This window comes from Brucella pecoris, from assembly GCF_006376675.1.
In the GTDB taxonomy this organism is placed as follows: Bacteria; Pseudomonadota; Alphaproteobacteria; order Rhizobiales; family Rhizobiaceae; genus Brucella; species Brucella pecoris.
On record NZ_VEWK01000011.1, the window covers coordinates 85,196 to 99,509 of the forward strand.

Consider the following 14,314-nt stretch of genomic DNA (forward strand, 5'->3'; position numbering starts at 1 on the left):
ATGTGATTCAGTTTTCTGTACCGGATTGCGCTTTAGTGGAGTTGCGAATCCTTAACCATGTTGCTATCGCAATAACTAGGAGACGGTTCCGCTGTTCAGGCGGATGAAAAGGGAACACGGTGAAGCCATCTGGCTGATGCCGCGACTGCCCCCGCAACTGTAACCGGAGAGCTATCCTCCATAACCGTGTGAGCGGTGAAAGCCACTGAGAGCATTCGATGCACTCGGGAAGGCGGAGGGGAAGCGACGACCCGGAAGTCAGGAGACCTGCCGTATCCGGTCACCCATGCATGGACACGGGGTGTGTTCAGGCGCGGCTGCCCGTGGCGGTGACATTGTTGAAATGTTGCCGTTGGGAGGAAGGGCGTTTTGCGCTGCCATTGCTTCAACCTGCGGTGAGAGGAAATGCCGTTTATCGGTCTCCGGTTCGGCGGGTTGAGGGAAAATGTGCCTTTTAAAATCATCGGTTCTACTTGTATCGGCCAGCGTTCTTGCGCTGCCATCCACGACGCTTGCTCAAAATCTGCCAGATGGCGACGGCAGCGTCGTCCTCGATACAATTGTGGTCACGCCATTGCGCCGCGCATCTTCGCTGCAGCGCTCGACCTCGTCTGTGACTGTTATCGATTCAGCAGATATCGAACGGTCGGCTGCTCCTGATCTGCAGTCGCTGCTGAAGTCCTATAGCGGTATCTCCATAAAGACGAATGGCGGGCAGGGTTCTTCCGCCGGAATTTTTATTCGTGGAATGTCTTCTGATCAAACAGTTGTTCTGGTCAATGGCGTGCGCACCGCGTCGGCAACGAGTGGCTCGACCGCGCTTTCCAATATTCCTCTAACCTCTATCGAGCGCATAGAAATCGCCAAGGGGGCTCATTCTGCACAATATGGCGCTGATGCCATGGGTGGGGTGGTCAACATCATCACGAAGCAGGGTGGAGCGTGTGGTGAACACCCTTGGTGCGGCAGTCTTTCTACCGGTGTCAGCCATCCCTGGGGTGGGTATGCTTCGGGGTCCATCCAGGGACGCAGCAACGCCGGTGTCGACTATGCTTTTGGCGCAGCTATAACCGGCACGCAAGGATATGACTTCACTACATCGGACGCCTATGGCCATGAACCGGATCGCGACGGGTTTTTGCAAGGCTCTTTCAACTTTGCCCTGTCGAAGGACTTCGACTGGGGTAAAATTTATGCGGATGGTCTCTTCAGTCGGGGACGCAACCAGTACGACGCCAAAGCGCCATCGCCGAACCAGGCTGACAGCACAGCATTTACGGGCAAGTTCGGAACGCGTGTCGATCATACGGCAGATTGGTCGTCTACGCTGGAGTTCAGCACGGGCATCGACAGCAGCCGTAACTTCCGCAAGGGCGTGAGTGGATCCGATCGGTTTGAAACCAAGCGTTATGGTGTCTTTGCCTCGACCGAAAAGAGTTTCGATACGGGCAAGGTCGGCCACACTGTGACCGCTGGTGTGGAAGCCTATCGCGAGGAGATCAACACCAGCGTTGCTTATGATGAAACCAGCCGCGATCTGGCCGCCATATTCGGACAATATTCGCTCGAATATGAGGCGCTGCGTTTCGATGGCGGGTTGCGTTATGATCACAACAGCCAATTCGGCGATGTCGCCACCTATAATCTTGGTGTGAGCTATGAAATTCTGCCCGATCTGGTGCTGCGGTCTTCTTACGCTACCGGTTTCCGCGCGCCGACGTTCAATGATCTCTATTATCCCTTGTCGGGAAATCCGGATCTAAAACCCGAGAAATCGGGCTCTTATGAACTGGGTTTGAACTGGCAGATAAGTTCCGGCACCAGTCTGGATATGGCATTCTACGACACCCGGTTAAGGCAGGGTATTAGCTGGAGAGAGGACGAACAAACACATCTGTGGTTGCCAGTAAATGTTGATCGAGCTCACATAACCGGGTTTGAAGCGACGCTTGGCCACCGCTTCAACGAACAGTGGGGTGTCAAAGGTTTAGTGGACCTTAAACGGCCTATTGATGAAGCCACAGGAAACGATCTTCCCTATCGCGAACGTTTTAAGGCTGCGGCTGAGGTGAATTTCACACCAATTGAGAAGCTCGATCTTACCGCAAGATTGATCTATGGCGGTTCGCGCTATGCTGACGCTGCGAACAGCAAGAAACTTGGTGACTATGTGACTGCTGATTTCGTCGCGCTCTATTCCATCGACAAGCAATCGCAATTGAAGTTCTCTGTCGAGAACATCTTTGACAAGGATTATCAGACCAGCTCCGGCTATATTGCACCGGGACGCACCATCAATATCGGGTTGACCCGGAATTTCTGAGGCTGAACAGAGAATGAAAAGGGCATCCGTAAAATGGATCACCAGCTTCTGCCTTGCGGTTGGGCTGGCCCTTTTTGTTCGAAATTCAGCCGACGCAGTGGAAATCCCCCAACGCGTCGTTTCCATCAATGTATGTACCGATCAACTCGCATTGCTACTGGCGGGCGAGGGGCAGTTGCAGTCGGTTTCCTATCTGTCGCAGGACCCGGAACTGTCCGTCATGGCTGCGAAAGCCCAGAAGGTGACGGTCAATCATGCGCAGGCAGAAGAAGTTTTTCTGATGAAACCTGATCTTGTGCTGGCGGGCACATTCTCGTCAAGGGCAACGGTTGGGCTGTTGCGCAGGCTGGGTGTCCGTGTGGAAGAGTTCGCGCCAGCACGCTCGTTCGGCGATATAGAAGCTCATCTGCGTCGCATGGGTGAGTTACTAGGAAGACAGGCGGAAGCGAGCTCGGAAGTCGATAAAATGAAGGCTGCTTTGGCGGTAATTCGGCCCCCAGCCCAGCGCAAGACGGTCGCGCTTTATTACGCCAACAGTTACACATCCGGTCGGGGAACGCTGGTCGATGAGGCTGTGCGGCTTGCAGGGCTTGATAATCTGGCCGATAGGGTGGGCGTCAGTGGTTCTGCTCCGTTGCCCTTGGAAAAGCTGCTGCTCGAAAAGCCGGATATTCTGGTGCGCAGTTCAAGAGATCGTGCACCTGCGCTGGCTTTCGAGAATTTTGAACATCCAGCGTTGCGGGCGCTTGAAAAACAGGCGAGGCCAGTGACGATAGCGGATAATCTGACGGTTTGCGGTGGTCCATTCAGCGTCGAAGCTGTGGCGGAACTTGCGGAGGCAGCGCGTGACTGAACGTCAGCGCTTCTATCTCCTGCTTGCCGGACTGGCCATGCTTATGGCTTTGCTTTTCATTGTTTCTTTGCTGACGGGACCGGCTGCGATCAGTATGGCTGACAGCTTCAAGGCGCTTTTCGGCAATGACAGTGAAATGATCGTACTGGTCATGCGTGAAATCCGTTTGCCCAGGGCATTGCTTGCACTTCTCATCGGAGGTTCACTTGGATTGTCTGGTGCTGCCTTGCAGGGTTATCTGCGCAACCCGCTCGCCGAGCCTGGTCTGCTGGGTGTGAGCGCATCCGCGTCATTCGGCGCGGTCATTGCTATCTATAGCGGTCTATCGCTTCTGTTTCCCCTGGCTTTGCCGCTGCTCGCACTGGCAGGAGCCTTCGTGTCGGTGTTTCTGGTCAAGCTTCTGGCAGGGCGTAATGCCGGTACGCTTGCCGTCATTCTCGCCGGAGTTGCGGTGACAAGTCTCGCTGGCGCATTCACAGCACTGGCGCTCAACCTGTCGCCCAACCCGTTTGCGGCAATGGAGATCGTCTTCTGGATGCTGGGATCATTGGCAGACAGGTCAATGACGCATGTGGCGCTCTCTGCACCGTTTATCCTCATTGGCTGGGTGATGCTTCTGGCACTCGGACGGTCTCTCGACAGTTTGACACTAGGCGCAGATGCCGCGGCCACTATGGGGGTTAATCTGGTTCGCGTGCAGCTTTTTGCTGTGCTGGGCACAGCGGCCTGCGTGGGCGCTTCCACCGCCGTTGCCGGTGCAATTGGTTTCGTCGGATTGGTGGTTCCTCATCTTCTGCGACCGCTTGTCGGTGCGCGTCCATCGCGATTGCTGGTCGCAAGCGGTTTCGGTGGGGCTGCCCTGTTGTTGGCTGCTGACGTACTGGTGCGTATCGTCATGCCGGGACGTGAGCTGAAACTGGGCGTCCTGACGGCAATCATTGGTGCGCCATTCTTTCTGTGGCTTGTATTCAAATATCGGAGGCAGCTCGTATGACTTCGCTTTCGGTAAAAAATCTTTCCGTTTCGCTTGGCGGGAAGACAGCACTCAGCGACGCAAGTTTCAATATTCATGGCGGTGAATTCATCGGACTGATCGGACCTAACGGCGCGGGGAAGACGACATTATTGCGCGCCATTCTTGGACTTGTCGCATCCAGAGGGGAAATTTCCCTCGACGGGGATGATTTGCGGCAGACGAGTGCTTCGATGAAAGCGCAGAATCTTGCATATCTGCCGCAGGATCGCGATGTTGCGTGGCCGGTATCGGTCGAAATGCTTGTTTCGCTGGGCCGCTCCGCGCTGAAGCCGGTATTTGCGAGCCTGAGTGCGCAAGATGAAGTGCTTATCGAGACAGCAATGCAGCGTATGGACGTCGCGCGATTTCGGGACAGGTCGGCGACAGAACTTTCCGGTGGTGAACGCGCACGGGTGCTGATTGCACGTGTCTTGGCGCAGGATACGCCCGTAATACTCGCTGATGAGCCAGTCGCCGGACTTGACCCATCTCATCAGCTTGGATTGATGCAAAGTTTCGCCGAACTTGCGCAGGAGGGCCGGACCGTTGTCGCCTCATTGCATGAGTTGAGCCTTGCGGCACAACATTGCACACGCCTTATTCTGCTCGACAAGGGACATATCGTTGCAGATGGCAAGCCGACGGAAGTGCTCACGCCGCAACTGTTGCACGACGTCTACGGCATAAGAGCGAAAATCATGATGGTGGATGGCGAGTTCATCGTCCATCCGATCTCACGTATAGGCTAGATATTTTTCCACTGGCGCGCGCGGGAAGAGGCATAGATCGTTTCCACAGTCTTCTGAACTTCGTAGCCCTCGCGAAAATCGGCGTGATTATTCTTCTGTCCAGCAATGGCAAGCAGAAAGTCACGGACTTCAATTGTCTTCAGATCGTTGAAGCCGATCTGATGGCCACCCGCTACGCAGAATGCGCCATAGGGTTCGTGTTCCGGACCTGCGAAGATCTTGCGGAAGCCCTGTTGTCCCTTTTTGTCGGAAAAGAGAAACAGATCGAGTTCATTGAAGCGTTCCTGCGAAAAGAGCAGGGAGCCTTTCGACCCGGAAATCTCAAAGTCGTGCTGCATCTTGCGACCGCTGGCGATCCAGCTTGCCTCAAGTGTGCCGGTCGCTCCGTTCTCAAAACGTATGAAAGCATGGCAGACATCGTCCACTTCGACGCGTTTCATTTGCGAAGGGTTAAAGCTATCCGGACGCTCGCTGATGATGGTGAGGGAGTCGCCCATAACTGCTGCTATCGGTCCAATGAGATAGCGTGCGGCGGCGATGATATGACTGCCGATATCTGCTAGTGCTCCACCGCCGCCTGCCGGGTCGAGACGCCAGGTCCAAGGAATGCGGGCATCGGCCATGAAATCTTCGGCATGAATGCCGCGAAAATTGCGAATTTCGCCCAATTCGCCGTTGTCGATGATTTCCTTCGCCAGTTTTATCATCGGGTTCTTCAGATAGTTGAAACCGACGGCTGTCTGGATGCCCTTCTGCTCTGCCGCGAGCGTCATTTCGAGGCATTCGGCAGCGGTCGGCGCAAGCGGCTTCTCGCAATAAACGTGTTTGCCTGCCTCGATAGCGGCAAGCGCCATTTCCTTGTGAAACCGGTTTGGTGTGGTGATGTCGATGACATTGATATCCGGGTTTGAGATCAATTCCCGCCAGTCGCCGGTGGCACTTGCAAATCCCAACTGTTTTGCGGCTCTTGCCGCTGTTTCCGCATTCACGTCGGCCAATGTATGAAGCTGGACATCGATCGGTAAGTCGAAGATGCGGTTGACATTTGCAAGAGCAAGGGCGTGCGTCTTGCCCATGAAGCCGGATCCGATCAAGCCTGCCACAACACCCCCAGCTTTATCAGCCATTGTCCATTCCTCCAGAAACGATGGTCGAAGCGTTTGGCGCCGCGCGACTTCTTTGGGAAATAAGCATATCGTCGGCAGCTTATGCGATTGACATGAGCTACCAGAAATGGAATTATAATTCCACGATAATTTGTTATGAATGTTTCATTCTATTGAATAGATCCACGATCTGCATGTGGTAACGGGGAAACGCTTGGAGGAGCGCCGGGATGCTGCAGTGGGAAGATAAGGCGTTAACGCAAACCGGCGGGGAGTGCCGGACAAGGGAGGAGTGAACATGCAATCTCTATTGAAGTCGGCAGTAGCCGGGGTGGCGTTGCTGGCTGCATCTTTCGCAGCCCACGCGGCGGATATTAACATCGTCGTCGTCAGTCACGGTCAGGCATCGGACCCGTTCTGGTCGGTGGTGAAGAACGGCGTTGCCGAAGCGGCAAAGGATACGGGTGCGAAGGTCGATTATCGTGCGCCGGAAACCTTTGACATGGTGCAGATGGCCCAGCTTATCGACGCTGCGATCAACCAGAAGCCGCAGGGCATTGTGGTTTCCATTCCAGATGCGGATGCGCTTGGGCCGTCGATTCAGCGTGCTGTAGCAGCCGGTATTCCAGTGATTTCCATGAACTCCGGTTCCGATGCTTCGAAGAAGCTCGGAGCTCTGCTGCATGTTGGTCAGGACGAGTTCGATGCTGGTAAGGTCGCGGGTGAAGCGCTGAAGAATACTGGTGGCAAGAAAGGTATTTGCGTCAATCAGGAAGTCGGCAATGTCTCGCTTGATCAACGCTGTGCAGGCTTCAAGGAAGGCTTCGGTGATGTAACGGTTCTGCCCACATCGACCGATCCTGCCGAGAACGAAGCCAAGGTTCGTGCTGCCTTGGCATCTGATGCTAGCGTCGACACGATCCTGACGCTCAATGCAACACTCGCGGGTGAACCTGCTGTGAAAGCCGCTTCCGAAAGCGGTCGCAGTGGAATCCATGTTGCGACGTTCGATATGTCGGCTGGCTTCCTGGAGGCCGTTGAAAAGGGACAGGCAGACTTCGCCATCGACCAGCAGCAGTTCTTGCAAGGTTATCTGCCGGTATCGTTCCTCGCACTTAATGCGAAATACGGTCTGATGCCGGGTGGTAATGTTCCATCGGGCCCGAACCTTATCACCAAGGATAAGGCGAAGCAGGTCGTGGAACTTTCGGCCAAGGGCATCCGGTAAGCATCATTTAGACTATCTGATATCGAACCCGCCCATGAAAATGGGCGGGAACGGGTCTCTGTACCCAGAATACAGCAGGAGAAGATCATGAGTGAGCCACTTCCCCATGAAAAGGCCAGCACGGCGGCGCTATCGAAAGATGAGCGACTTCAGTCGGCGAGCCCATTGCAACGGCTCCTGAGCAGGCCCGAATTAGGAGCAGTTTCCGGCCTGATCCTTATTACGATCTTTTTCGTCTCAGTTGCCAATCCGGCGATGTTTACTGCGGCCGGCATCATGAACTTCATGGCTCCCGCTTCGCAGCTCGGCATTCTGGCGGTTGCTGCGGCACTTCTCATGATCGGCGGTGAGTTCGATCTGTCCATCGGGTCGATGGTGGCTTTTGCTGGATTGATCTTTGCCGCTGCCCTGGTCGTTTGGCAGGTGCCGCTTGGCGTCGCAATTATCGTCACTTTGCTGTTTGCCGCATTTGTGGGTGTGGTGAATGCCCAGATTGTAATCCGGACCGGCTTGCCATCCTTTATCGTAACGCTCGCTTTCCTGTTCATTCTGCGCGGTCTGTCGCTGGTCGGGCTGAAATGGGCAACAGGCGGCGCTACCCAGTTGCGTGGTGTCAAGGAAGCCGTTGCAGGCAGTTATCTTGCCGGGCTTTTTTCCGGTGATGCGTTTCAGGGATTTTTCGCCTGGATGGCTGAGAACGACCTGATTGACAAATTCCCCAATGGTGAGCCTTCGGTGAAAGGCGTGCCGGTCGAAGTTTTGTGGTTTATCGCCATCGCGCTTATTGCAACCTATGTGCTGGTGCGCACGCGCTTCGGCAACTGGATTTTCGCCGCAGGTGGCGACGCTCTGGCTGCTCGCAATTCCGGTGTCCCCGTGCGTCGCGTCAAGACGACGCTATTCATGTGCACGGCTATGGCTGCGGCGTTGGTGGCTATCCTTACCGTTCTGGATGCAGGTTCAACCGATGCGCGTCGCGGTTTCCAGAAGGAATTCGAGGCGATTATCGCTGCGGTCATTGGCGGCTGTCTGCTGACCGGGGGCTATGGTTCTGCAATTGGCGCATTCTTCGGCGCAATCATTTTCGGCATGGTGTTGATTGGGCTGACCTATACCCAGATCGACCAGGATTGGTATCTGGTCTTCCTTGGTGGGATGCTTCTGATCGCGGTGCTCTTCAACAATTTCATTCGCAAGCGCGCGACCGGCGAGCGCTGAGAGGGAGATTTGCCATGACGACACCCATCATCGAAGTCCGCAATCTCGTTAAACATTTCGGTCCGGTCATTGCATTGAACGGCGTCTCGTTGAGCGTCGAACCAGGACAGGTCCATTGTCTGCTTGGCGACAATGGTGCCGGTAAATCGACCCTGATCAAGACGCTTTCCGGGGTTCACAAGCCGACCACCGGTGACTTCCTGGTCGAAGGAAAGCCGGTCACCTTCAAAAGCCCACGCGATGCGCTCGATCATGGCATTGCGACGGTCTATCAGGATCTTGCGATGATCCCGCTGATGTCGGTCATGCGCAATTTCTTTCTTGGACGCGAACCGACAAAGGGTGTCGGACCTTTCCGCTGGTTCGACACGCAGCAGGCCGAAGAAGTAACGCGCGAAGAGATGCGAAAGATCGGGATCGATGTCCGTGATCCGCAGCAGGCGGTCGGAACGCTATCCGGTGGTGAACGCCAATGCGTTGCAATTGCCCGTGCCGTCTATTTTGGCGCAAAAGTGCTGATCCTCGACGAACCGACTTCTGCGCTGGGTGTGCGGCAGACGGCCATGGTTCTCAAATACATCAATCTGGTGCGCTCGCGCGGGCTGGGGGTGATCTTCATCACGCACAATGTTCGTCATGCTCATGCGGTCGGTGACAAGTTCACGGTTCTCAATCGCGGTGTGACGCTTGGAACGCGTACGAAGAACGATGTGGACATGGACGAATTACAAAGCCTCATGGCGGGCGGGCAGGAACTCGCCGATCTGACTGCCGAACTGGGCGGCAGGGTTTGACTAGAGCGGTTCCGGTTTAAATGGAATCGCTGGAACCGCTCTATCTGTTTGTTTTCACGCATTATCCGACGCAAAACCGCTTCGCACTTTTGCTGGAAATGCTCTTGAATTTCGGAGCTCGGAATGGACGGACAATTCAACGGAAAAGTTGCTGTTATTACGGGAAGCACGCAGGGGCTTGGAGCAGCGACAGCGAAGCTATTTGCAGAAAGGGGCGCTGAAGGCCTCGTGATATGCGGGCGTTCGGTTGAAAAAGGACAGGCGCAAGTCGATCAATTGGCAAGTTTTGGAACCAAAGCCGTTTTCGTGCAGGCTGATCTTGAGAAGGTGGAAGACTGCCGCAAGATCGTTTCGGAAGCTGACCGTGTTTTTGGAAAGCTAGACGTTCTTGTAAATGCTGCTGGTCTGACAGATCGGGGCACCATTCTGAACACCAGTCCGGAATTGTTCGACCGTTTATTTGCTGTAAATACGCGAGCGCCATTTTTCCTGATTCAGGAAGCAATAAAGCTGTTCCGCCGCGAGACGGTGGAGGGAGCGATCGTCAACATTTCGTCGATGTCGTCCATGGGCGGTCAGCCCTTCATTGCAGCTTATTGTGCTTCCAAGGGGGCGCTGGACACACTGACCCGTAATGTAGCCTATTCGGTTCTGCGCAATCGTATCCGCGTCAATAGTCTGAACATAGGCTGGATGGCATCGGATGGCGAAGACCGTATTCAACGCGAGTTTCACAATGCGCCAGAGAACTGGCTTGATGAAGCAGCCCGAAGCCAGCCTTTCGGCAGGCTGATCGATCCGAGCGAGGTTGCACGCGCAATAGCATTTCTGGCCTCGGAAGAGTCCGGTTTGATGACCGGCGCCATCGTGAACTTCGATCAATCCATTTGGGGAGCCTATGGTTCATCTCCGCACCCCGATCAGCCGCTTTGAGCGGCTGACAGTATCTCTATGTTTGATTGAGAGGGATAGTAACCGGTTCAATAGCTGAAATGAAAATGTAGATATTTCGTCGAGAATATGAATGCTTTGCCCATTGCTTTGCTCGAGTATTGCTTGAGCAAACTGTAAAATATTGTGAGAAACTTTTGCGATCCTGCTTGCGCTTGCAATTTCAGGTAGTTAGAGCATCTGTCTGCCTGACCGATTCAGGCTGTGTGTTTTAAGCAGTTGTTTTAGCCGTATTAACGCAATGTCGAAGCCTCCCTTTCGGCTGCGAATTCGTCCTAGGCAATGGCTTGCACAGACACCGTTTTAATTTGCGCTGAAAGGACCAGCATCGTGGAGCAGGCAAAGAACGGAACCCGTAAGGGTGGGCGCAAGGCGCTGTGGGCTGCAGTTGCGGTAATCGCCATCGCTGCCGCCGGTTTAACCGGATACAAGATCACACTTGAGAAGACCATTACATCGCAGCTTGACAAGCGTGGCGGCAAGGCCTCTTCGGTTGAGGCAGATTTTCTCGGACGTATTCACTTGCGCGACGTGACGTTGCCGTTGAAGGATGGCTCCAACGTTCGTATCGCTTCGGTTGATGGTCGCCCCAAGTTTCTGTTCCTCACCGGCATGCTGAATGCGTCGGGCATTGATACAGAGATTGGAACCTACAAGATTTCCATTCCAAGCGTGGCAATCGAAGACGCTAATTTCGATACCGCCATGCTGAAGGACACATTCGGTAATAGCGGTCTGACACTGCCAGAGCGCGTTGGTCGTTTCTCGGCAAAGCGCCTGACTGCGCAAGAAATCAAGGTCGTCCAGACTGTTGCGAATAACGAACAGAACATCGTCTACAAGGACGTTGCGCTGGAAGATATCAACCTCGGTAAGGTTGCTCGTTATACGGCGGGCGGCACGGCTTTTGACTTCACGATCCAGGTGCCTGGTGAAGACGGTGAAAAAGTCGCGGACAAGATGACAGGCACCATGGGTGCCGCAGAGGGCAAGGACATTGATGGTGTCTTCCTCGCCCGTCTCTATACCGAAAAGGCAGGCCCGGACGACAAGGAAGCAAAGCCCGTCTACGGTCCTTTCTCGGCGAAGAATATCGTCATGAAGACGAAGGATGCGAGCTTCAGCTATGATGAAATTCGCAGCAATGGCTTCACGGCTCGTATGCCTGCCGTGCCGTTCACCGAAACCTTGGAGAAGCTACAGTCTCTCGAAAATGCAGACGAACTTTCACCGGAGGAAACACGCGAGCTTATTCTTCAGGTGAGCTCACTGTTCGACACCATCGGCAAGGGTGATGTTGAAATGCTCGGCATGAAGATCGAGCCAACTGATGCATCGAAGGGCAAGGGCGGTATCGAACGCGTCGCAGTTGCTTTCGACAATCAGAAAATGGATGCGACCATTAAAGGCTTGGCGTTCTCCGAAGGTCAGGACTACATGAAGATGGAGGAAGCTTCCTTGAAGGGCTTCTCCTGGGCGACTTCAGTTGAAGCTCTGAAAAAGTTTGCGGCGCTGAATGAAGAAGAAGTTGAAAACTTCCCTTTCACGACCATGCTTCCGGAATTCGGCACACTTAAGGTGGTGGGGATCGACGCCGATCTGCCATATGAAAAGTCTGAAGATGTGGATGCAAGCGAGGAAAACGCGGACGATGGAGATCAGGCTGTAACCGAAGAGCCGTCGGTTCCTTCGCTGCCTGAACGTATTCAGTTCGCCATGAAAAGCTACGAAGTGGCTCTCAACAAGCCTTACAACGGTATTCCGACCGATGTGCGCATCGCTTATGAAGATATGTCGCTCAAAGTGCCGACGCAGGCTGATGACGAGTTTTACCAGCAGCTTCGGGCACTTGGCTATGATAGTCTCACCATGTCGTCAAACTTTGAGGCAAGCTGGGATGAAGCAAACCAGAATCTGATCATCAAGGACATCTCGATCAGCGGCAAGGATATGGGTGCCGTATCCATGTCCGGTTTGATGGGCGGTCTGACGAAGGAATTCTTTTCTGGCGACAAGGTGATGATGCAGGTCGCTCTGCTTGGGCTCAAGGCCAAGCAGGTAAACCTGAAAATTGAGGAAAAGGGCATCATCTCCAATGCTATCAAGACTTATGCCAAAGAAAAAGATATGTCGGAAGATGAAGTGCGTAGCGCGATGTCTCTGATGGCTGCCGCCTCTCTGCAAGAGCTGGCAGCGGACCAGCCACAATTGCAGGATGTTGCGACGGCGTTTTCTACCTTCCTCGCAAAGCCGAATATTTTCGAGCTCACTGTGAAGTCGAAGGCTGAAAAGGGAATTGGCGCTCTCGAAATGGTAGCTGCATCGCAGGATCCGATCTTGCTGCTCGACAAAGTCGATATCGAAGCCAAGGCGGAATAATCGACTATTCCATTGATCCAAGCGAAACGCCGGCCCTTGGCCGGCGTTTTCTGTAATCAGAGCTTCACCAAAACATTACACAAGGGTCATGCCCTTGATATATAAGGGTTCTAGTAAGCCTCGGAAATAACGAGGCCAACATGACCAGAAAAAATGTCCTGCTTATCGTCGTTGATCAATGGCGAGCAGATTTTATCCCTCAACTGATGCGGGCAGAGGGGCGCGAACCCTTCCTCAAAACGCCCAATCTTGATCGCCTTTGCCGGGAAGGTTTGACCTTCCGCAATCATGTCACGACCTGCGTGCCATGTGGCCCGGCAAGAGCAAGCCTGCTTACGGGGCTCTACCTGATGAACCATCGGGCAGTGCAGAACACGGTTCCGCTTGATCAGCGCCATTTGAATCTCGGCAAAGCTCTCCGCGCCATCGGCTACGATCCCGCGCTCATCGGTTACACAACGACGACACCTGATCCGCGTTCGACGTCCCACAGAGATCCGCGTTTTACGGTTCTGGGCGATATCATGGACGGGTTTCGCTCTGTGGGCGCATTCGAACCCAATATGGACGGATATTTCGGCTGGGTGGCTCAGAACGGCTTTGAACTGCCGGAGAATCGCGAAGATATCTGGCTGCCGGAAGGCGAGCATTCCGTTCCGGGCGCTACGGACAAACCATCGCGTATCCCAAAGGAGTTTTCGGACTCCACATTCTTCACCGAACGCGCGTTGACCTATCTTAAGGGGAGGGATGGCAAGCCTTTCTTCCTGCATCTCGGCTATTATCGCCCGCATCCGCCGTTTGTCGCCTCTGCGCCTTATCATGCAATGTACAAGGCCGAAGATATGCCTGCGCCCGTCCGCGCGGACAGTCCGGATGCCGAAGCGGCACAGCATCCGCTTATGAAGCATTATATCGATCACATCAGGCGCGGTTCGTTCTTTCATGGAGCGGAAGGTTCGGGTGCAACGCTGGACGAGGGCGAGATTCGCCAGATGCGGGCCACGTACTGCGGTCTGATCACGGAAATCGACGATTGTCTGGGGCGGGTTTTCGCTTACCTTGATGAAACTGGTCAGTGGGACGACACACTGATCATCTTCACCAGCGACCACGGCGAGCAGCTCGGCGATCATCATCTACTCGGCAAGATAGGCTATAATAACGAGAGCTTCCGCATTCCTTTGGTCATAAAGGATGCAGGACAGAACCGGTACGCTGGCCAAATCGAAGAAGGCTTTTCCGAAAGCATCGATGTCATGCCGACCATCCTCGAGTGGCTGGGCGGGGAAACGCCACGCGCTTGCGACGGACGTTCGCTACTGCCGTTTCTGGGTGAGGGAAAGCCCGCCGACTGGCGTACAGAACTGCACTACGAGTTCGATTTCCGCGACGTCTTCTACGATCAGCCGCAGAACTCGGTGCAGCTTTCGCAGGATGATTGCAGCCTCTGTGTAATTGAGGACGAAAACTACAAGTACGTGCATTTTGCGGCCTTGCCGCCGCTGTTCTTTGACATGAGGGCAGACCCGCACGAATTCAACAATCTGGCTGAAGACCCCGCTTATGCGGTTCTCGTTCGCGACTACGCCCAGAAGGCTTTGTCGTGGCGGCTGTCTCATGCCGACCGGACACTCACCCATTACAGATCCGGCCCGCAAGGGCTGACAACGCGCAACCATTGATCTCAGGAGCAAC

The 14,314-nt window shown here is 54.4% G+C and carries 11 protein-coding genes and 1 riboswitch; of the genes, 10 read left to right on the forward strand and 1 reads right to left on the reverse strand.

Translation table 11 applies throughout. The annotated features are described in order from the left end of the window. Positions 1 to 66: 66 nt before the first annotated feature. Positions 67 to 289: riboswitch (cobalamin riboswitch) on the forward strand. A 156-nt stretch (positions 290 to 445) separates the two neighbouring features. Genes FIB18_RS18700 through FIB18_RS18715 form a run of 4 tightly spaced genes read left to right on the forward strand, consistent with a single transcriptional unit; the run spans position 446 to position 4,940 of the window. Next, positions 446 to 2,323, forward strand: coding sequence for a TonB-dependent receptor domain-containing protein (locus FIB18_RS18700; RefSeq protein WP_140022135.1), 1,878 nt, complete (start codon positions 446 to 448; stop codon positions 2,321 to 2,323). A gap of 13 nt (positions 2,324 to 2,336) precedes the next feature. Then, positions 2,337 to 3,176, forward strand: a complete 840-nt coding sequence (locus FIB18_RS18705) for an ABC transporter substrate-binding protein (protein ID WP_140022136.1) — start codon at positions 2,337 to 2,339, stop codon at positions 3,174 to 3,176. Further along, entirely contained in the window at positions 3,169 to 4,170 is a 1,002-nt protein-coding gene (locus FIB18_RS18710) for a FecCD family ABC transporter permease (protein ID WP_140022137.1), read from the forward strand. Before FIB18_RS18705 ends, FIB18_RS18710 begins: the two co-directional genes overlap by 8 nt. Beyond that, positions 4,167 to 4,940: an ABC transporter ATP-binding protein gene (locus tag FIB18_RS18715; RefSeq protein WP_140022138.1), complete on the forward strand. Its 774-nt coding sequence runs from the start codon at positions 4,167 to 4,169 to the stop codon at positions 4,938 to 4,940. The genes FIB18_RS18710 and FIB18_RS18715 overlap by 4 nt, the downstream gene beginning before the upstream one ends. On the opposite strand, the gene FIB18_RS18720 is transcribed toward FIB18_RS18715, so the two are convergent. Further along, a complete protein-coding gene (locus tag FIB18_RS18720; protein ID WP_140022139.1) occupies positions 4,937 to 6,067 on the reverse strand; it encodes a Gfo/Idh/MocA family protein in 1,131 nt (376 codons plus the stop codon). The two genes, FIB18_RS18715 and FIB18_RS18720, sit on opposite strands and share 4 nt — an antisense overlap. Before the next feature lie 277 nt (positions 6,068 to 6,344). Here FIB18_RS18720 and FIB18_RS18725 point away from each other — a divergent pair, with 277 nt between their 5' ends. The 6 genes from FIB18_RS18725 to pehA all read left to right on the forward strand — a co-directional run bounded on the left by FIB18_RS18725 (position 6,345) and on the right by pehA (position 14,301). Continuing rightward, the gene (locus FIB18_RS18725; RefSeq protein WP_140022140.1) at positions 6,345 to 7,274 is read left to right on the forward strand and encodes a sugar ABC transporter substrate-binding protein; all 930 of its coding nucleotides are present in this window, start codon (positions 6,345 to 6,347) and stop codon (positions 7,272 to 7,274) included. Between the two features lie 87 nt (positions 7,275 to 7,361). Then, a complete protein-coding gene (locus tag FIB18_RS18730) occupies positions 7,362 to 8,492 on the forward strand; it encodes an ABC transporter permease (RefSeq protein WP_140022141.1) in 1,131 nt (376 codons plus the stop codon). 14 nt (positions 8,493 to 8,506) lie between these two features. Beyond that, on the forward strand, positions 8,507 to 9,286 hold the full coding sequence (locus tag FIB18_RS18735) for an ATP-binding cassette domain-containing protein (RefSeq protein WP_140022142.1): 780 nt from the start codon (positions 8,507 to 8,509) through the stop codon (positions 9,284 to 9,286). A 123-nt stretch (positions 9,287 to 9,409) separates the two neighbouring features. Further along, positions 9,410 to 10,219, forward strand: a complete 810-nt coding sequence (locus FIB18_RS18745) for an SDR family oxidoreductase (protein WP_140022144.1) — start codon at positions 9,410 to 9,412, stop codon at positions 10,217 to 10,219. Positions 10,220 to 10,567: 348 nt separating this feature from the next. Next, positions 10,568 to 12,616, forward strand: a complete 2,049-nt coding sequence (locus FIB18_RS18750) for a hypothetical protein (RefSeq protein WP_140022145.1) — start codon at positions 10,568 to 10,570, stop codon at positions 12,614 to 12,616. A 140-nt stretch (positions 12,617 to 12,756) separates the two neighbouring features. Then, positions 12,757 to 14,301, forward strand: a complete 1,545-nt coding sequence (gene pehA, locus FIB18_RS18755; RefSeq protein WP_140022146.1) for a phosphoric/sulfuric ester hydrolase PehA — start codon at positions 12,757 to 12,759, stop codon at positions 14,299 to 14,301. The last annotated feature ends 13 nt before the right edge of the window (positions 14,302 to 14,314 follow it).

Excerpts from the sequence above, each read along its gene's own strand:
- pehA (WP_140022146.1), top strand. The coding sequence starts at position 12,757 with ATGACCAGAAAAAATGTCCTGCTTATCGTCGTTGATCAATGGCGAGCA.
- FIB18_RS18700 (WP_140022135.1), top strand. The coding sequence starts at position 446 with ATGTGCCTTTTAAAATCATCGGTTCTACTTGTATCGGCCAGCGTTCTT.
- FIB18_RS18725 (WP_140022140.1), top strand. The coding sequence starts at position 6,345 with ATGCAATCTCTATTGAAGTCGGCAGTAGCCGGGGTGGCGTTGCTGGCT.
- FIB18_RS18720 (WP_140022139.1), bottom strand. The coding sequence starts at position 6,067 with ATGGCTGATAAAGCTGGGGGTGTTGTGGCAGGCTTGATCGGATCCGGC.
- FIB18_RS18745 (WP_140022144.1), top strand. The coding sequence starts at position 9,410 with ATGGACGGACAATTCAACGGAAAAGTTGCTGTTATTACGGGAAGCACG.
- FIB18_RS18730 (WP_140022141.1), top strand. The coding sequence starts at position 7,362 with ATGAGTGAGCCACTTCCCCATGAAAAGGCCAGCACGGCGGCGCTATCG.
- FIB18_RS18735 (WP_140022142.1), top strand. The coding sequence starts at position 8,507 with ATGACGACACCCATCATCGAAGTCCGCAATCTCGTTAAACATTTCGGT.
- FIB18_RS18705 (WP_140022136.1), top strand. The coding sequence starts at position 2,337 with ATGAAAAGGGCATCCGTAAAATGGATCACCAGCTTCTGCCTTGCGGTT.
- FIB18_RS18715 (WP_140022138.1), top strand. The coding sequence starts at position 4,167 with ATGACTTCGCTTTCGGTAAAAAATCTTTCCGTTTCGCTTGGCGGGAAG.